This window comes from Maribacter hydrothermalis, from assembly GCF_001913155.1.
Lineage (GTDB): Bacteria > Bacteroidota > Bacteroidia > Flavobacteriales > Flavobacteriaceae > Maribacter > Maribacter hydrothermalis.
The window spans coordinates 1,524,414-1,543,964 of the sequence record NZ_CP018760.1; the positions used below are offsets into that span (position 1 = coordinate 1,524,414).

At 36.4% G+C, this 19,551-nt stretch carries 11 protein-coding genes; 2 read left to right on the forward strand and 9 right to left on the reverse strand.

The window, feature by feature from the left end:
- Window positions 1-13: 13 nt before the first annotated feature.
- The 8 genes from BTR34_RS06460 to BTR34_RS06495 form a co-directional block, all read right to left on the reverse strand.
- A complete protein-coding gene (locus BTR34_RS06460; RefSeq protein ID WP_068485235.1) occupies window positions 14-2,446 on the reverse strand; it encodes an ABC transporter permease in 2,433 nt (810 codons plus the stop codon).
- Between the two features lie 184 nt (window positions 2,447-2,630).
- Entirely contained in the window at window positions 2,631-5,030 is a 2,400-nt protein-coding gene (locus BTR34_RS06465) for an ABC transporter permease (protein ID WP_068485236.1), read from the reverse strand.
- A gap of 103 nt (window positions 5,031-5,133) precedes the next feature.
- The gene (locus tag BTR34_RS06470) at window positions 5,134-7,608 is read right to left on the reverse strand and encodes an ABC transporter permease (protein ID WP_068485237.1); all 2,475 of its coding nucleotides are present in this window, start codon (window positions 7,606-7,608) and stop codon (window positions 5,134-5,136) included.
- 126 nt (window positions 7,609-7,734) lie between these two features.
- The gene (locus BTR34_RS06475) at window positions 7,735-10,083 is read right to left on the reverse strand and encodes an ABC transporter permease (protein ID WP_068485778.1); all 2,349 of its coding nucleotides are present in this window, start codon (window positions 10,081-10,083) and stop codon (window positions 7,735-7,737) included.
- A 45-nt stretch (window positions 10,084-10,128) separates the two neighbouring features.
- Window positions 10,129-12,546 carry an ABC transporter permease gene (locus BTR34_RS06480; RefSeq protein WP_068485238.1) on the reverse strand — a complete coding sequence of 806 codons (2,418 nt, stop codon included), beginning with the start codon at window positions 12,544-12,546 and terminating at the stop codon, window positions 10,129-10,131.
- A 208-nt stretch (window positions 12,547-12,754) separates the two neighbouring features.
- Window positions 12,755-13,450, reverse strand: a complete 696-nt coding sequence (locus tag BTR34_RS06485) for an ABC transporter ATP-binding protein (protein WP_068485239.1) — start codon at window positions 13,448-13,450, stop codon at window positions 12,755-12,757.
- A gap of 148 nt (window positions 13,451-13,598) precedes the next feature.
- Window positions 13,599-14,849, reverse strand: coding sequence for an efflux RND transporter periplasmic adaptor subunit (locus tag BTR34_RS06490; RefSeq protein WP_068485240.1), 1,251 nt, complete (start codon window positions 14,847-14,849; stop codon window positions 13,599-13,601).
- An 87-nt stretch (window positions 14,850-14,936) separates the two neighbouring features.
- Window positions 14,937-16,283, reverse strand: a complete 1,347-nt coding sequence (locus BTR34_RS06495) for a TolC family protein (RefSeq protein ID WP_068485241.1) — start codon at window positions 16,281-16,283, stop codon at window positions 14,937-14,939.
- 201 nt (window positions 16,284-16,484) lie between these two features.
- On the opposite strand from BTR34_RS06495, the gene BTR34_RS06500 reads away from it, so the two are divergent.
- Window positions 16,485-17,849 carry a sigma-54-dependent transcriptional regulator gene (locus BTR34_RS06500; RefSeq protein ID WP_068485242.1) on the forward strand — a complete coding sequence of 455 codons (1,365 nt, stop codon included), beginning with the start codon at window positions 16,485-16,487 and terminating at the stop codon, window positions 17,847-17,849.
- On the forward strand, window positions 17,849-19,195 hold the full coding sequence (locus tag BTR34_RS06505) for a sensor histidine kinase (RefSeq protein ID WP_068485243.1): 1,347 nt from the start codon (window positions 17,849-17,851) through the stop codon (window positions 19,193-19,195). Before BTR34_RS06500 ends, BTR34_RS06505 begins: the two co-directional genes overlap by 1 nt.
- 2 nt (window positions 19,196-19,197) lie before the next feature.
- Here BTR34_RS06505 and BTR34_RS06510 read toward each other — a convergent pair whose 3' ends face one another.
- Window positions 19,198-19,542, reverse strand: coding sequence for an MGMT family protein (locus tag BTR34_RS06510; RefSeq protein WP_068485244.1), 345 nt, complete (start codon window positions 19,540-19,542; stop codon window positions 19,198-19,200).
- Window positions 19,543-19,551: the final 9 nt, after the last annotated feature.

The following is a 19,551-nucleotide window of genomic DNA, read 5'->3' on the forward strand; positions in this document are numbered from 1 at the left end:
AGTTTGATGATGTTTATTCTGACCGTAAACTCTTCACCGGATTTACAACTGCCGCTTTTATACTTTGATAACTTACCGTTACAATTGCTACAACAATTGCCAAAACTGCTGCAAGTGCAAAAATGCCTATCCCAATTTCTATTCGGTATGAAAAATCTTCTAACCATTTGTCCATAGCATACCAGCCTAATGGTAATGACACCAAAATTGCCACCCCAACCAATTTTAGGAAATCTACCGTAAGTCTGTATGAAATTTGACTTACAGTAGCTCCCAACACTTTTCTAACACCGATTTCTTTTGTTCGTTTTTCGGCATTAAAGGCAGCTAATCCAAATAATCCCAAACAAGCAATAAAAATGGACAGCATAGTAAAAATGAAAAATATCTGACTCAGTTTTTGTTCGGCTTCGTAGGTGGTATTGAAGGCTTCGTCCATAAAACGATAATCTAACGGTTGCCCTGGAGCCATGGCGTTCCATCTGCTTTCAATAGCAGCAATAGTATTTGCATAATCTCCACCACTAATGCGAACCGCCATATTCTCGGCATCCGAATTCAAAGACATGCCCAACGCTCTAATATTATTACGTAACGATGAATAATGAAAGTCTTTGATTACCCCAATTATAGTATAGTATCTAGGATTTTCTAGATCTATTTCTTCAGAAATTCGAACACCTAACGCTTCTTCAGCGGACATATTCAAAATAGGCAATGTCGCTTCATTGATAAGTATAGCCGTAGAATCTGATGCATATTGCGGATTAAAATTACGCCCTGCAACCAATTCCATTTCCATGGTTTTTAGGTAATCGGTATCTACTGCCCATTCTTGCATTTGTATAGCACTTTCTTGGTCCCTGGCACCTTCTTGAAAATAAGAGGTATCTGAACGCCAAGATGGTGTTGGGTAATAATTGCTCAACGTAGCGCTTTCAACATTAGCCATATCGGTAATTTGTTCTTTAAACGCTTTGGTTTTAGAACCTAAAGCACCCATTTCATTTATTAATACTACCTGGTCTTTTGTAAAGCCTAAATCTTTGCTTTGTATATAGTTCAGTTGCTGAAATACCACCAATGTGCTTACAATTAGAAATACCGAAATTGAAAATTGAAATATAACCAATGCATTACGCACCCTGCCGTTACCTACACTTTCTGCGCTACTACCTTTTAAAGTTTTAACCGGGGTAAATCTGGACATGAAAAATGCAGGATAGCTACCTGAAAATAATCCAAGCACTAATGTGGCTGCCAATAATATTAGCCAGAAAATGGGCTGAGCAAACGGAATTGCAATAGATTTACCCGTGAAACTATTGAAAAACGGCAATGCTATCAGTGTAATAATTAGAGCTGCTATTAGAGAAACAAATGCTATTAAACCCGATTCGGTTAAAAATTGAAAAACCAGATTCATTTTGTTAGAACCCAAGGTTTTTCTAACTCCCACTTCTTTAGCTCTTTTTAAGGAATGTGCCGTTGACAAGTTCATAAAGTTTACACTTGCCAGAATTATTAAGAACAACCCAATAAATGAAAGAATGTATATGTTTTGAATACTACTTGTCGCATTCATTTCATTGACTCTATCCGAATATAAATGTATATCTGTCAGCGGTAATGTATGATATCGGATATAATTACCAGATGCTGCAAAGGACTCTGCCGTCATACCTGGAAAATACTTTTGTGCCCATGGTAACATATACCTTTCCAATATACCTTGTAAAGGTTCTTGAAAGTCTTCTGCCGTTGCTCCCGGTATTAATTTTATAAACGTAAAGTAATTATTGCTACCCCATAATTCTTCTCTTGATGCCTCATTACCCGCCATTGCCAAGAAAACACTGTATTCATTAAAATAGCTATTTTTGGGCATGTCGTCTACAACACCTGTTACGGTGTAGGTATCCGTATTATCTAAAAGTAAATTTTGTCCAATTACGTCTGTTGTTCCAAAATGTTTTTCGGCTGCAGATTTTGTAAGTACTAAAGAGTTCGTTCCCGTTAATGCTGTTTTTGGGTTCCCTGCCAATAACTCTATTCCAAAGAATTCAAAAAAGGTAGAATCGGCATAAGTAATACGGTCTTCTTTGGCGCTTTTATCTCCTCCAACTTTTTTTACATACGAACTCCCTATAGTTCTAAAACGAACCGAGGCTTCTACCTGTGCATAATCTCTTTTTAGGGTTTCTGCCATTGGTGGAGCAGATTCTCCAGATTTTGTTTCTGCACCGCCAAACTTAATATCTGTATCTATTCTATAAATACGGTCTGCATCGGCAAACATTTTATCATAACTAAGCTCGTCGTAGATATAAAGCGAAATTATTAATGCCCCTGCCATACCTATGGCTAATCCGAATGTATTTAGGAATGTAAAAAAGGCTTGCTTCTTTAAGCTTCTCCAGGCGATTTTTAGATAGTTTTTGAACATGATTCTCGTTTTTTGATGCTTTATTATTAATAAAGAATGATTGATGACACTTAGTTACTACATATCAAATTCCATTTCCATGCCACTAATACAAATTACTGATTATTAGTTAATTACAAATTTAATCAAAACATTAAGTGTCCAATATTTGGACGATTTGTGTCTAATATATTTACAACTGATATTACTCCGTTCGTAAACTTTTAATAGGATTAGCCCTTGCAGATTTCACAGCGTGATAACTTACCGTAAGTATAGCCACAGACACTGCAATTAGACCCGCCAAAGCAAACACCCACCAGCTAATATCAATTTTATAGGCATACACATTCAGCCATTTATTCATAGCGTACCACGCAAAAGGTGTTGCAATTAATATGGATATCAATACTAATCTTATAAAATCTTTTGATAACAGTGTTACGATACTGGAAACCTCGGCACCCAAAACTTTTCTTATTCCAATTTCTTTGGTGCGTAACATAGCGCTATAGGTGGCTAAACCAAACAATCCCAAACATGCTATTAAAATTGCTAAAAAGGAGAAAATGGTAAAAAGCTTTTTAAACCTAAAATCGGCTTGATACTGTTCATTGAAACTATCATCTAAAAAACTATATAAAAATGGTCTATGCGGTGCTAACTCTGCCCATTTTTGTCCAATACTGGTAATAGCTTGTTGCATATTATCTGTCTTTACTTTTAAAGAAATATACCTACCGTACTGTGAGTATCGCATGGATAATGGTGCTACTTCTTGATGTAGCGATAAATAATTAAAATCTTTTACAACACCAACAATAGTTCCTTCTCTACCCCATTGCTGAAATTTCTTGCCAATTATATCGGCTGGGTCAGCATAGCCAAATGTCTTAACGGCTGCTTCATTTACAATCATTGCCTGTACTGAATCTGTTACAAATTCTCTTGAGTATGCTCGTCCTGCCACTACTTCTATTTCATAATGAGGAATAAAATCAAAATCAATTTCGTACAAAAAGGGTTCAAAATGTTCCATACTCCCTTCAAAAGTTTCGATCTCTGTACCCGCTGCCGGAAAATGACTGCCCGGTACTGTTCGGGATCCCGCTACCGATATTACTTCGGGCAGATTTTTAAATTCGCTTTTTACAGTTTCTATATTGTCTAAAACTTGACCATCCCAATTAAAATCTATGACCAGTTGCTGCTCATTATCAAAGCCTAAATTTTTGTTTAGCATAAACCCTAATTGAAAATAAACGATTACCGTACTCGCTATTAAAGCTATAGAGAGGCTAAACTGAAAAATTACCAAGCCTTTTCTTAGATTAACTCCTTGTGGCGATGAACTTACCAATCCTTTTAAAACACTAACAGGCTTAAAGCTAGATAATACAAACGCAGGATAACTACCTGCAAATAAACCGGTAATAATCGCTGTACCAAAATACAATGGTAACATGAAGGAGTTAAAAACTTCATTCATATTAAACTGTTTTCCTGTAATGTTAGATAACCATGGTATACAGACAAAAACCACTACAAGCCCAATTATTGCAGCTATTAGAACCATGATTAAAGACTCACCTAAAAATTGATATACAAGTCCTTTTTTATCGGCTCCTATCACCTTTCTAACCCCTACTTCTTTTGCCCGCTCCATAGATCTTGCAGTCGCTAAATTCATAAAGTTGATACTTGCTATTACAAGAATAAAAAGTCCAATAATTGCAAAAATGTAAATGTTTGGCAGGCTGCCTACAATACCTGGTTGACGAACAGCACTGGATTTTAAGTACGCATCTTTTAGTGGCTCAAAATTAAGATTGTAGAAATATTGTTTTTCTTCTTCTGTTTGGCGCTTATCTAAAAATTCAGGCATTTTTAATTGAAAGGCATCGACATTGAAATTATCGCCTACCAAAAAATAGGTGTAAAAATCTACGTAGCCCCAAGCATCAAAAATTTCAGGTCTAGATTGATAAAATGAACTCATAGAAAGCAATACATCAAAACTAAAATGTGAATTCTGAGGTACATCTTTCATTATACCTGTAACTGTGTACTGCCCATCATTGGCTCTACCACCAACACCTTCAATTACTTTACCCATTGGGTCCTCATTACCAAAATATTTTTTTGCAGTGCTCTCAGTTAACACAATAGAATATGGTGCTTCTAAGGCAGTTCTTGGATTGCCCGAAACCAAGGGCCATGTAAATACATCAAAAACCGAAGCATCTACATAAAAGCAATCACTTTCTTGAAAAGAATTGGAATTATATTCTAACAAAACATCTGACCTACCCGAAAATTGTACTTTCTCAACAACCTCTGAGAAATCTTCTTTAAGTGCCGAACCAACTGGAGCATTGCCCCAAATCCATTTGTCCTTTACTTCTCCAGAACCCATATGGTGTACAACTCTATAGATATTATCTCCCTTTTCATGATAGCTATCATATGAAAGTTCGTTGTTTATGAACATTATAATCATTAGAAAACAAGCCATGCCAATTGCTAGTCCGCCAATATTAATAATTGAATACCCTTTGTTCTTGGTAAGATTTCTCCAAGCTATTTTTAGATAATTTTTAAACATAATTCTCTTTTTTTTCCTCCCCCTAGCCCCCTCCAAAGGAGGGGGAATGGCTTGGTGTTTATTATTTACTCCCTTCCCTTCGGGAAGGGTTGGGGATGGGATTTTACTCCGTGCGTAAACTCTTTATAGGATTTACAATTGCCGCTTTTATTGCTTGAAACCCCATTGTTATCATTGCAATGACTAAAGCCATACCACCAGATAATAGAAACACCCACCAAGGAATGTCAATTTTATATGCAAAATCTTGCAACCATTTATCCATAAAATACCATGCAACAGGTGACGCAATCAACATGGCAATTACAATTACCTTCACAAAATCGCTGGCAAGCAATTGTACTATTTCGGCAATGCTTGCACCCAAAACTTTTCTTATTCCAATTTCCTTTGTTTTTTGCTGGGCGTTGAATGCTATTAAACCTAATAAGCCCATACAAGCAATAAATATGGTCAAGAATGAAAACACACCAAACAAATTTGCTTGTCTCTTGTCGGATATATACCCGGTGTTTAAATCATCGTCTAGAAAAGAATATTCAAAAGGAACATTAGGTTGATAGGCATTCCATTTATTCTCAATGGCGGACATCAATTTCCCAATATTATCAGATTTTACTTTTAAGGTGATATATGAAACACCCGTATCATAACTTTCTGAAGTATTCGAGAATAGAGCAAATGGTGTAATGTGACTATGCAGCGACTCTAAATTAAAATCTTTTAAAACACCAACAACTTTATACGATTCCATTCTACCACCAGGATACTGAATCATGCTTCCAATGGGGTTTTCCCATCCTATTTGTTTTGCCGCGGCTTCATTAATTACTACGGATAAGGAATCATTAAAATTGGTATCAAAACCTCTACCTTCTATCAGCTTTAAGTCTAAGGTTGACATAAAATGCTCATCAACCAAAAAGGACTGTAATGAAATGTCTTTTGCAATATTATCTTCGGTATTACTTGCTTCTGGAGTGTAAAAGTCCCCAAAATTGCCCCTTGTAATCATTCCCGATGAAATGGCCGCACTTTTTACTTCAGATAAAGCTTCTAGTTCTGACCTAAATGTTTCTTCACTACTACCTAATTTTTCTGTGTTTTGTAGCACCAATAAGTTCTCTTTATCATATCCTAAATCACGATTTTGTGTATAGTTTAGTTGCAGATATACAATACTGGTGGCGATAATCATAATTATAGCCACCGTAAACTGAAAGACCACCAATCCGTTTCTAACGAATCCACTTTTACTGTTAGATACTTTTGATACTCCTTTTAACACATTTACCGCTTTGAACGAAGTCAGATAAAATGCCGGGTAGATGCCCGCCAAAAGTGCAGTCAGCAAACTAAGACCAATAATAAATAACCAAATACCATTTTCAAAAATGGAATTGAAAGAGATTGTTTTACCTGCCAATTGATTGAAAAATGGTAATAATATCCAAACCAATAACACAGCCAAAAGTGTAGATACCGCGGTATAAAAAATGGCTTCCGCTAGAAACTGTTTTATAAGCTGAACTCTAGGTGAACCCAGTACTTTTCGAATGCCAATTTCTTTACTTCTTTTTGCCGCTTGCGCCGTCGCTAAATTGACAAAATTAACCGAGGCAAGTATTATAATAAAAAACGCAATTATCGCAAAAATATACAAGTTTTTAATATTGTTTTGCTCTGAGATTACAGATTCTATTTCACCAGAATGTAAATGAATATCGGTTAAAGGCTGTAAGTGTAAATCCCATTTATTACCATTTTCTAAAAACTCTTCGTAAGGCTGACCTATTCTGTCAAAAGCGTTTGCCGCATGTACTCTTATCAATTCTGGAAACTGGGATTCTAAATGAGCAATTGCATTGGGGTTCGCAGCTGCTTTATCGGTCAACTTTACATATGTCGCCATTTGTAGCCATACCCAGCTCCAATTAAAACGTTTTACATTTTCAAAATTAGAGACAGGTACTAACATATCAAATTTTACAGATGCATGTAGATTGCTCATGTCCTCTAATACTCCGGTAACTTTCAATGGTTTTCTTTCCTTACCATAGAAAAGAATTTTACCTAATGGATTAACATCTCCAAAATATTTCTTCGCAATACTGTTGGTTACAACTACACTATTTTCATCTTGAAGACTACTTTTTGGGTCACCTTTTAACATTGGATAACTTAACACTTCTAAAAAGTTGGCATCTACTGCAAAAACATTTTCTTCATTAAAAATTTGTTTTTCTGTACCGTTAGAATACTCAAGAACATCTACGCCTGGTCTATAAATACGGGTATAACTTTCAATCTCCGGGAAATTGGCAACCAGTGTTTCGCCCGCTGGAGGGGGAGTGTAACCAGCATAGAACTCACCATCGCCCATTTTACCATTTAAATTAACCCGATACACTTGGTCGGCATCATTAAAAAATTGGTCGTAACTTAATTCGTCGGTTACAAAAAGGGCTATCAAAATAACACAGGTCAACCCAATTGCCAATCCAGATATATTGATGATGCTATTGCTCTTATATCTAAATGCATTTCTAAAAGCTATTTTAAAATTGTTTTTAAACATGATTCTCGTTTTTTTCCTCCCCTAACCCCCTCCAATACTTCGGCTACGCTCAGCACAAGTGGAGGGGGAATGGCTTGGTGATTATTATTGACTCCCTTCCCTTCGGGAAGGGCTGGGGATGGGATTTTACTCCGACCGTAAACTCTTTACAGGATTTACCCTTGCTGCATTGATAGCTTGAAAACTGATAGTAAATAAAGCTATTAGTATTGCCACTGCCCCAGCTATAACAAATGCCCAAGCATTAATGGTTACACGATATGCATACCCTTCTAACCAGTTTTGCATCAGTAGCCATGCAATGGGTATAGCGATGATTATTGCCATGAACACCAAGCGCATAAAATCTTTAGACAACAAGCCTACTATTCCTGTAATGCTAGAGCCTAATACTTTACGCACTCCTATTTCTTTTCTACGTTGGTCTGCTGTAAAGGCTGATAAGCCGAACAACCCTAAACAAGAAATTAGAATGGCAAGCAGTGCGAATACCTGAGAGAGATTACCTATCAACTTTTCACTTTTAAACTTGGCATCATAGGTGTCATCAACAAATTCATACTCGAAAGGAAAAGCGGAATTAAACTTTTTCAATGATGCCTCCATTGTAGCCAATGCCGCTGTTGTTGCTACGCCCGGCTTCGCTTTTACATACATAAAACGCCCTTGGCTTGGGTCATTAAAAAATATGACCGGGTCACTAGAACCGTACATGTCGTCATAGACATAATCTTTTACTACGCCAATTACCGGGTAATCTTCTTCTATAGTTTTACCAATAACGCTGCCGCTCCCCATTAATTTTGCGAACGATTCACTAACAATTATATTGACACTATCTTGAGCGGGATTGTTACTAAATCCTCGTCCTTCAATGATTTCCAAGCCAGCAGTGTTAAAAAAATCTGCCGTAATATCACGTACAGACACCAATACATCTTCTGTATCTACACCGCCTTGCCAACTTAATCCCGATGTATTATTTCCGCCGGATAAAATATCGGAATTAATGAGTCCGATGCTTTCTATCATCCCTGTAGTTTTCATGTCTGCTTCTATCGGGTTGAAGTTTTTAATCATATCTCCGGTAACAGGAATCTTCACTAGGTTTTCTTTATTGTAACCCAGATCGCGCCCCTTTACATGTTGTACTTGTTGGTAGACGATAATAGTACATATGATAAATACGATGGATACTACAAATTGTGTCGCTACCAATCCTTTTCTAATAAACGATGCGCTGCCTTTTGTTCTGCGTGCTCCTTTCAACACATCTACAGGTCTAAAAGAAGACAAATAGAACGCCGGATACCAACCTGCTACCAATCCGCATATCAGGGTAATTCCCAATAGTACTGCTATATGAATAGGATTGAACAGACTAAAGTCTAGCTGTTTATCTATCATCATATTAAACTGGGGCACCAATAATTTTAACAACACCACACTTAGTACAGCAGATAATGTTGCCGTGATGATAGCTTCTGCCATGAACTGAGAAATCAAGCCTTTTCTTCCTGAGCCTAATACCTTTCGTACACCCACTTCATTTGCTCGTTTTTCACTTCTAGCCGTAGCTAAGTTCATAAAGTTGATACAGGCAATTAATAGAATAATTATGGCGATTAGGCTAAACAGTCTTACATAAGTTATTTGCCCTCCTATATTTTTACCTCCCTCAAATACCGACTTTAAATGCCAGTCTTTCATAGAAAATAAAAAGGCGATTGTTTCGTCATCTTCCGTTTTCATAGGAAGTATTGCTTTTACTTTCCTATTGACAACATCAAAATTTGCTTCGGGAGAAAGTTCCACAAAAGTGTCTGAAAAATTGGCTCCGTACTCCTTTACCCATTCATTATCTTGTGCAAACCGCTCAAATGGAACAACCCAGTCAAAACTATAGGTTACATTGTGCGGCAAATCTTCATAAACTCCTGAAACGGTGTAACTCTCTAAGTTGTTTATTTTAATTACCTTGTTAATGGCTGAAGTATTTTCCCCAAATAATTGGGTAGCCGTTTCTTGTGAGATGACCATGGCATCTACATCATTAAAAGCGGTTTCTAAATTACCTTCTACGAATGAGAGACTGAACATGCTCAAAAAGTCCGGATCTGCATATCGCCCAAATTTATTGATGGACGTTTCTCCTACTTGAAATAAAAAATCTTCTCCTTTTGTTCGTGCAGACCCAACAATGCCTGGCACTTCAACTTTTAAAACTTCTGCTAACGGACCGGGAGTCGCCTGAAAAAATGTACGCCATTCCCCTTCGTACTCTTGATTGGTCGGTACATAATACACTACATCTTGCTTCTCAAAATTAGCATCATAACCAACCTCATCTTCTACCCAAAGCAAAATCGTTGCAGCACAGGTAATGCCTATTGCCAAACCAAATATATTCAGCATGCTATAGCCTTTGTTCTTCCAAAGGTTTCGCCAAGCGATTTTTATATAGTTCTTTATCATAATGTTCTTTTTACTCCCTTTAGAGAAGGAATGAGGATTAGACAATTATTCTTTGCGTAAACTTTTTAATGGCTGTATTAATGCTGCACCAACGGACTGATAACTTATCGTCAGTATGGCAATAGTCAGCGCTATACACGCAGCAACAAAAAATATGCTCCAACCAATGGTGATATGATAGGCGAAATCTTCTAACCATCGGCTCATCATAAACCAACCCACAGGAATGGCAATTACGATGGACACCAAAATAAGCTTCATAAAATCTAGCGTGAGCAATTTGTAAATGCTTTTGAAAGGCGCACCTAATACCAAGCGGATACTGATTTCCTTTTTGCGTTGATCTACCATAAAGGCGGACAATGCAAACAAACCTAAACAAGCGACCAATATGGCGAATAGTGCAAAGCTGTTGAATATTTTTCCCATGCGTTCAACATCATCATGCATGCGACTGAATTCTTGGTCTAAAAAGCTGTAGTTAATAGATTGACTAGGAACATTCTTATCCCAAACCGATGCTATAGATGCCAATGCCTCATTCACATTTCCTTTCTCCAATTTTAGTGATATAGCCCCTAAATCTTTGCCGATTACTAATGACAATGACGAGATATCTTCTTTTAAAGATTTAAAATGAAAATCATCTACCACACCAATTACGGTGAATAATTGCCCGTTATTATTTATTTCCTTACCAACTGCATTATCCAAGCCAAGCTCTCGCTGCATTTTGGTATTAATTATAATAGAATTCAAAGAATCTGAAGCAAATTGTCTAGAAAAATCCCTGCCTGATTTTACGGTAATTCCTAAGGTCTTAATATAATCGTAATCTACTCTCCAAATTTGGGCAGGTATGCCTCTACCTTCCTGACCTTCGTCTTTTCGTCTAAATGTATTACCGTTTCTGCTGCCGCCATCTACCGGTAAATAATTAGATATGGTCGCCGATTTTACTTGTGGCAATTGCAGTAATTGTTCTTTAAAATTTTCGGCATTATTTCCTAAAACTCCGGTTCCTTCAAGAACAACCACTTGTTCTTTATCATACCCCAATTCCTTTTCAAGAATGAAATCCATCTGCTGATAAATAATCAATGTGGCAATTATTAAAATCACCGATGTGGTAAATTGAAAAATAACGAGTCCGCTTCTTAATTTTCCGCTTTTACTACCAATACTCAAACTTCCTTTTAAAACGTTCACCGGTTTAAAGGCCGATAAATAAAATGCCGGATATAAGCCCGCCAGTGAACCTACTACAAGCGCGGCAACTAAAATGATAGGTATAAACCACCCTGCCGACCATGGCATTTCTATAGTTTTTGATGCGATGGCATTAAAAGAAGGTAACAATGCCCATGCTAGTAATACACCAAGTATAAATGACACAAAACTGAACAAGATAGATTCTGTCATGAACTGAGTTACCAAATTGCTTTTGTATGCTCCAATAGTCTTTCTAAGCCCTACTTCTTTTGCTCTGTTTGCTGATTTTGCAGTAGAAAGATTTATAAAATTGATAACCGCTAGTAGCAATACAAAGCCGGCAACGGCTGCAAAAAGCCAAATAAAACGTATATCGCCATGTTTTAGACCATCTGCCATTTTAATGTCCGAATACAGATGAATATCTGTTATCGGCTGCAATTTATATTCCATGGTTCTTAGCACTTCGATAAAATCCGGTGCGCGACCTCGTTCTTTTTGTGCTGGAATGATATAATCTTCAACTATAGAAACCATTTTTTGCTCCAGTTGTTGAATATCAGTATTGGGGTCTACTAAAACATAAGTGAAGTAATTCTGGTTCGTCCAACTTGCATTGGTATCTTCTATAGGAAGTAAAAAATCGTACGTTACATGTGAATTTTTTGGTGCGTCATTCATTACGCCGGTTACGGTATAAGGCGTACTCGCATCATTATCCAAAATAATGGTTTCCCCTATAATTTTCCCATCTTTAAAATATTTTGCTGCTTTAGATTCTGAGATGACTATACTCTTCGGATTTACCAATGCTGTGTTGGCATTACCTTGTTCGAGCTGAACTTCTAAAATCTCAAATGCTTCTTGGTCTGCAAGTAGAAATCCGTCTTCTAGATTGTTTTGTGTCTCTCCTGCTAATCGGATACCACGTTTACCTGCTCCAAATATTCCTGTTGAATTTACTTTTCCTGCTTTTATGATTTCAGGAAAATCGCTTTGTAAGGCATCTGCAAAAGGCAGTTGAAAATGTGTACTTTTCATTACTTCACCCTTATACATACCCTCTAACACTACCCTGTACATTTGATTCTTATTGGCGTAGTGTTGATCATAACCCACCTCGTTGCGAATGAACAATGCTATCAAAAGACAGGCTGCTATACCAACAGCGAAACCGCCAATTTTAATGGCGGCAAAAAGCTTGTCTTTCTTTAAACTTCTCCAAGCAATTTTAAGATGGTTTCTAAACATGATTTTTTGATTTTTCCTCCCCCTAGCCCCCTCCAAAGGAGGGGGAATGGTTAGGTGATTGATTGATTGACTATACTTTATTATCCGTGATTAAGGGATAAGTTTGGTTTTCGGTTGATTTGTCTTCGACTCCGCTCTGTGAACAAAATTGATAATTGATTGATAAATAAACTCTTTTTTTAAAACCCCTTTCGGGGGCATGGGGGATCTACATCATAGCACCGATTGCTCGGTTCTGACTTTCTGTTACTATTTGACCATCGAATAGATTTACTACCCTGTGCGCATAATGCGAATCTCTGTCAGAGTGCGTTACCATAACTATTGTGGTTCCCTCTTGGTTTAATTCGGTTAATAGGTTCATTACCTCTATTCCGTTTTTAGAATCTAAGTTACCTGTTGGCTCATCGGCTAATATTAATTTCGGATTAGTTACTACTGCTCTAGATATGGCTACACGTTGTTGTTGACCACCTGATAATTGCTGCGGAAAATGCTTTTCCCTATGTGCTATTTTCATACGCTCTAGCACTTTCATTACTTTTTCCTTACGCTCTGCTTTACCCATTTTTAAATAGATTAATGGTAGCTCTACATTTTCAAATACCGTAAGTTCATCGATAAGATTAAAGCTTTGAAAAACAAACCCTAAATTCCCTTTTCGTAATTGTGTACGCTGACTCTCTTTTAGTCCGCCTACTTCATTACCGGCAAAATTGTAGCTGCCATCAGTAGGATTGTCCAACATTCCAATAATGTTCAATAGGGTAGATTTACCACAACCAGAAGGACCCATGATGGCGACAAACTCGCCATCCTCCACTTTTAGGTTGACATTGTTTAATGCCAAGGTTTCTACTTCTTCTGTTCTAAAACTTTTTTTAAGATTTGTAATGGTTATCATATTACTGTTATTTTGATTGTTATAATGACACCGAGTTTCCCCAGATGTGACAGTTTTTTATTTTAATAGTATTCTCTCGTCCTTTTACCCCTTCGGCTACGCTCAGGGTTCGAAACTGAACTCTATTGGTAGCTGAGCGAAGCCGAAGCTATTTTAATACTATTCTTTCGGCCTCTCCGAAATTATCATAGTTACTTGTAATTACTTTTTCGCCAGGTTCTAAACCTTCTAACACTTCATAGAATCTAGAATTCTGCTTTCCTATTCTAATGTTTCTCTTAATTGCTTCTCCTCCATCAGGATTCACAACAAAAATCCATTGTCCACCAGTGCTTTGAAAGAAACTTCCTTTTGGTAATAAAAGTGCATCGTTAGATTCTCCCAATTGCAATTTAATATTGTAACTCTGTCCCGAACGGATGGTCTCTGGCTTGTTATCGGTAAATACCAAATCCACCTTAAATCTTCCATTTCTTACCTCTGGATATACTTTTCGTAATCGCAATGGAAATTCGGTACCGTTACGTTCTAAAACCGCTACTAAATCTCTTTTTACTCTGTCAATGTAGTGCTCATCAATATCAGCCTCAATCTTAAAATCCGTCAGTACGTTTATTTGACCAATTCGTTGTCCTTGAGCAATACTTTGACCAATTTCAGCATCTAAAAATCCTAATTGACCATCTGCAGGAGCGCGCACATTTAAATGATCTAGTCTTTGGTACACCATTCCTAAGGTTTTATGCATACGTGCTAAATCGGTATCTAAACCCTTTAATGATGTTTTTCGTAATTCATCATCTTGTTCGGTTTGTAGCTTTACAATTTCATATTGTTTTTGAGATAATTCATAGTTTTCTTTTGATAACTGAAACGCTTCTCTAGAAATTAATTCATCATCGAACAATGCTTTGTTCTGCTCATAATTTCTCTTTAAACGTTGTAAATCTGTACTTGCTGTCGCCAATGATTTTCTACCTTCCACTTGTCTAGAATCGAAATTTAATTTCGTGGAACGCAAATCGTTTTGCTTCAAAGCCAAGTTACTTTCACTAGCCAAAATCTGCTCGTACAAGTTCATGTTTTCTAACTTTAAGATGATGTCTCCTTTTTTCACCATGGCACCTTCTTCTATCAATTTCTCGCTTACACGGCCACCTTCATAGGCATCCATATAAATAGTGGCTATTGGCGCTACATTACCGTTAATTGTTATGTAGTCATCAAATTTATCGGCTGTAACTTCAGCGATTGAAAGCTTATCTTTTTCTGTTCTAAAAGTTGATACGGAACTTGCAAACAATAGTTGATACCCAACAAATAATAGCAATACACCTAATGCAATGTAGCCGAAGTGTTTTGGCTTAAGTCCTTTTTTCTTTTCTAATTTTATATCCATCTTATTTCGTTGTTCGTTGTTCGTTGTTGGTTGATCGTGTTCGTTGTTCGTGCTTTTTAATTCCTACTTAATACTATGTACTTAATACTAATCTATATTGAATACCGGTAATCCTCTGTAGAAATCTAATGTGCTTTTATTGATTTCTGAACGAAGTTTTACTTGCAAATTTTCATTCTGTGCACTGGCGTATAAATTTTTGGCGGTAAACAACTCTAAGGCATTTATCAATCCTTTTTCATATCGTTTTTGTGCAATGGTGAATGCTAAATTCTGAGCATCCATTTTCTGATTGCTCTGTACCAATTCTACCAGTAAAGAATTATAATCTTGCACTAATTTTTGTATGGCTTGAAATAATTCTTGCTCTTGCGTTTTTAAATTATTCTCAGCTCGAAGCTTTTCTATTTTAGATTGCTTTACTCTCGACCTTGCAGACCAGCCATTACTAATCGGTACATTTAAATTCACACCAATATATTGTGATGTATTATCTCTAAACTGTTCCCTAAAAGGTAATGTATTCCCTAAAGTATCTCTAAAAGTTTCGAAATACCCAGTACCGATACCTGCAAAGAACGAGAGGGAAGGATATAGACTCCCTCTTGATACCGCAACTTGCTTTTTAGCCGCTTTCGCTCTAAATTCTTGTGCTTTTATCATTGGTATAAAATCCCTTGCTTCATTATAAACAGAATCAGATTTCATTTCTTGACTCTCAAATACAGAAACAATTTCTTTTAAATCTTTTTGAATTGCTATTTCCGATGTATTCTCCAAATTCATTTCTTGAATCAAAGTTAATTTTGCTGCCGCCAATTGGTTTTTACTTTGGGTAACATTCAACTTATCGGTCAATAATAAAGATTCTGCCTCGTACAAATCCGCACCAGCTTTTAATCCTAATTCTACCTGCTTTTCTACTAAATTGTAATTCGATTGTGATACGGCTAACTGCTCTTTTGATATTTCTACCAACCCCTCGAAAAACTGAATATCATAAAAAGCTTGCATTACTCTAAATGCCAACAAATATTTTTGCTGTAATACTTCTTCTTGCGTTGCTTTGTACAACAACTTAGATGCCTTTATAGAATTAATTTTCTGAAATCCTTGAAACAAATCAATAGATGATTCTAAGGAATAGTTATTGGAGTAAAAATCTTGATTTACATATGTACCTGTATTTGGGTCTTCTGCCCTACCATAATTAATACTATAATTACCGCTTGCATTAACAGATGGCAATAGGTTGCGAACCGACTGTCGGTACGTTTCTCTGTTAGATTGGTTGGTGTATTTAAAGTCGTTTAACTGTAAATTATGCTCTAATGCAAAAGCAACACATTTATCTAATGTCCAAATTTCTTGCGCAATTATAGACCCCCAAATAGAGAGTAGTAAAAGTGTCGTTATTTTAAATTTTTGATTCATTTCTTAATTGGTATGCCATTCTCTATACTATATACGTGCCATAATTTTAAAATATTGATTAACAGTTAGTTATATTAAAATAAAACTTAGCTTTAAATTTTTAGTGTAAAAATGTTGTACATATAATGTCAAATATTTTTACAGTACTATGAAAATACAAACTTCTATGTGTAGATTTAAATGAGTTAATAGATTGTTACCATGATAGATGCTAAAATATTAGTAGTAGATGATACCAAAAGTGTATTGAGCGCTTTAGAGATTTTATTACAATTTGAATACAAAAGCGTACAAACCATATCTAACCCCAACCTGCTCACCTCGTTTCCAAACTTGCAGGAAATTGACATCATATTATTAGATATGAATTTTTCAGCGGGAGTGAATACAGGTAACGAGGGATTATATTGGTTACGAGAGATAAAAAAGAAAGCTTCTCATATTTCAGTTATTATGATGACAGCTTATGGTGCCGTGGAACTTGCGGTTGAAGCTATCAAAGAAGGTGCTACCGATTTTGTACTGAAACCATGGAACAACGAGCGACTATTAACTACGGTAAAATCTGCCTACGAGCTAAGAAAATCTCAAAAAGAGGTACAACATTTAAAACAGAAAGAAAGTAATCTTAAACAGGTTATCAATCAGAATTCAAATTACATTATTGGGAATTCTAAAGCACTAAACAGTGTTTTAAATCTAGTGCAAAAAGTTGCCAAAACAGATGTAAATATTTTAGTTACAGGCGAAAATGGAACAGGAAAAGAACTAATTGCCAGAGAACTCCATAAATCATCGGTTAGAAATAATGAGGTTTTTATTTCTGTGGATATGGGGTCTATCTCTGAAAATTTGTTCGAAAGTGAACTTTTTGGGCACGTGAAAGGTTCATTTACCGATGCCAAAGAGGATCGCGCAGGTAAGTTTGAAGCTGCCAATGGCGGAACACTTTTCTTAGATGAAATTGGAAACCTTTCGTTGCAAATGCAAGCGAAACTGCTATCTGTAATTCAAAACAGAGTAGTTGTACGTGTGGGTTCAAATAAGTCTATCCCTGTTGATATTCGATTAATTTGTGCCACCAATTGTAATTTGGATCAAATGGTTGCTGAAGGACTATTTCGTGAAGATCTTTTATACAGAATAAACACGATTCAAGTACAGGTACCGGCATTGCGAGACAGAGATGGCGATGTGCTTGTTCTTTCCGATTTCTTTCTGAAAAAATTCGCCAATAAATATGGTAAGCCTAGTTTAAAAATAAATCAATCTGCGCAAGAGAAATTAATGAGCTATCCTTGGCCAGGTAATGTTAGGGAACTTTTACACACCATGGAACGTGCCGTTATATTATCCGAAGGAAATATATTAAAGCCGACTGATTTTCTATTGGACACCAAAACAACGGTTTCTTTAGAAGGCGGACCAAAAACCCTTGAGGAAATGGAATTGGTTATGATTACCAAAGCACTTCATGACCACGACGGAAATTATAGTGCTGCGGCCGACCAACTTGGTATTTCTAGACAAACGTTATACAATAAACTTAAAAAATCTAGTAAATAATGGTCAGCAAAAGTATATACTACCAACTTGTATTCAGGATTATCCTTATTGCTATTTGCGCCTTATTAACGGCATTTCTATTCTTTAAAGAACACTATTTACTCAGTGTTATTTTAAGTATCGTATTTATTGGTCAGACTTACGGACTCATACATTATGTAAACCAAACCAATAGAAAAATTGCCTATTTCTTTGATGCTATAAAAAATGAGGATTTTACCCTGCGTTTTCCTGAAAAATTGAGTGTAAAATCTATTGAAGAACTAAACCATAGCTTAAATATGTTGAATAACATGATTCAAGATATTCATGTTAAAAAACAAGCACAGGAGCAGTATTATCAAGAGATTTTACGTCAAGCGGATATTGGTATTTTCACTGTGAATGAAAAGGGTCATATATTATATGCCAACCCTACTGTACAAGATCTTCTTAATTATAGGCCATTAAATCATGTGAAGCAATTAAATCAGATAGACCCAAACCTCTATAATATGTTTGAATCACTTGAACCTTTTGAAAGTACTTTATATGCCCTAGAGAACGAGCGTGGCAAAAAGGAGCTCACCTTAAAGTGTACGCCAATTACCATTGAAGAAAAGAAATTACTATTGGTCATTGTCCATGATATTCAAAAAGAACTGGACGATAAAGAAACCGATTCTTGGGTAAAACTGATTAGAGTATTAACTCACGAAATCATGAATACCATTACACCCATTACCTCTATATCCGAATCTATTTTAAAATACTTTAAGAAAGGAAATGTGCTTTCTACGCCCGAGGAATTTGGAGAATTGCAGATAAAAAATTCTGCAAAGGGTCTTGAAGTCATAAAAGAACAGGGAAATGATTTAATGAGTTTTGTACAATCGTACCGTACATTTTTAAGTGTACCCGAACCTGATAGAGAGTTGATACCAGCCGCCAAGATTTTAGAAAGAGTACGTCTGTTATTACAAGAGTACACCAGTGGTCATAACATTACTTTAGAGGTATCCTCCGAGCCTGAGAATCTAGAACTTTATATCGACGAAAAACAACTTACACAAATACTACTAAACCTAGGTAAAAATGCTCAACAAGCGCTTGAAGATCAAGATGAGGGAAGCATTGTCATAAGAGCTGGAATAGAGGCACAAGGAAAAAAATATATAACTGTTACTGATGACGGACCCGGGATTTCTCCTGAAATGCTAGATGAAATATTTGTTCCTTTTTTCACTACTAAAAATACAGGAACGGGTATCGGGTTAAGTTTAAGCAAGCAAATTATGAGAATGCATGGTGGATCCATTCGTGTATCATCAAACGAAACAACAACTTTTACACTTACTTTTCAATAGCATTATAATTCTGCTTTAAGTTCCGTAAAAGGGTCCCAGAAGTATTTTTCTAGCTGAACTATTTTCAATTCCTTGATTTCCACACCCTCATTTTCCAGCAGTTGTTGCATGAGATTTGTACCATCGAAATGATGCTTTCCGGTTAGGAGTCCTACCTTGTTCACTACTCTGTGTGCGGGGATATCATCTATATTATGCGATGCGTTCATTGCCCAACCTACCATTCTTGCACTACGGGCCGCACCTAAATATTTGGCAATTGCTCCGTAGGATGTCACCCGTCCTTCAGGAATTAACCGTGCCACCTGATATACTCTTTCAAAGAAATTCTCATTTTCAGGTTTCATTGTTTCCTA

Bases quoted from the DNA above. Each gene is read 5' to 3' on its own strand.
- BTR34_RS06460 (WP_068485235.1), bottom strand. From the start codon at position 2,446: ATGTTCAAAAACTATCTAAAAATCGCCTGGAGAAGCTTAAAGAAGCAA.
- BTR34_RS06465 (WP_068485236.1), bottom strand. From the start codon at position 5,030: ATGTTTAAAAATTATCTAAAAATAGCTTGGAGAAATCTTACCAAGAAC.
- BTR34_RS06470 (WP_068485237.1), bottom strand. From the start codon at position 7,608: ATGTTTAAAAACAATTTTAAAATAGCTTTTAGAAATGCATTTAGATAT.
- BTR34_RS06475 (WP_068485778.1), bottom strand. From the start codon at position 10,083: ATGATAAAGAACTATATAAAAATCGCTTGGCGAAACCTTTGGAAGAAC.
- BTR34_RS06480 (WP_068485238.1), bottom strand. From the start codon at position 12,546: ATGTTTAGAAACCATCTTAAAATTGCTTGGAGAAGTTTAAAGAAAGAC.
- BTR34_RS06485 (WP_068485239.1), bottom strand. From the start codon at position 13,450: ATGATAACCATTACAAATCTTAAAAAAAGTTTTAGAACAGAAGAAGTA.
- BTR34_RS06490 (WP_068485240.1), bottom strand. From the start codon at position 14,849: ATGGATATAAAATTAGAAAAGAAAAAAGGACTTAAGCCAAAACACTTC.
- BTR34_RS06495 (WP_068485241.1), bottom strand. From the start codon at position 16,283: ATGAATCAAAAATTTAAAATAACGACACTTTTACTACTCTCTATTTGG.
- BTR34_RS06500 (WP_068485242.1), top strand. From the start codon at position 16,485: ATGATAGATGCTAAAATATTAGTAGTAGATGATACCAAAAGTGTATTG.
- BTR34_RS06505 (WP_068485243.1), top strand. From the start codon at position 17,849: ATGGTCAGCAAAAGTATATACTACCAACTTGTATTCAGGATTATCCTT.
- BTR34_RS06510 (WP_068485244.1), bottom strand. From the start codon at position 19,542: ATGAAACCTGAAAATGAGAATTTCTTTGAAAGAGTATATCAGGTGGCA.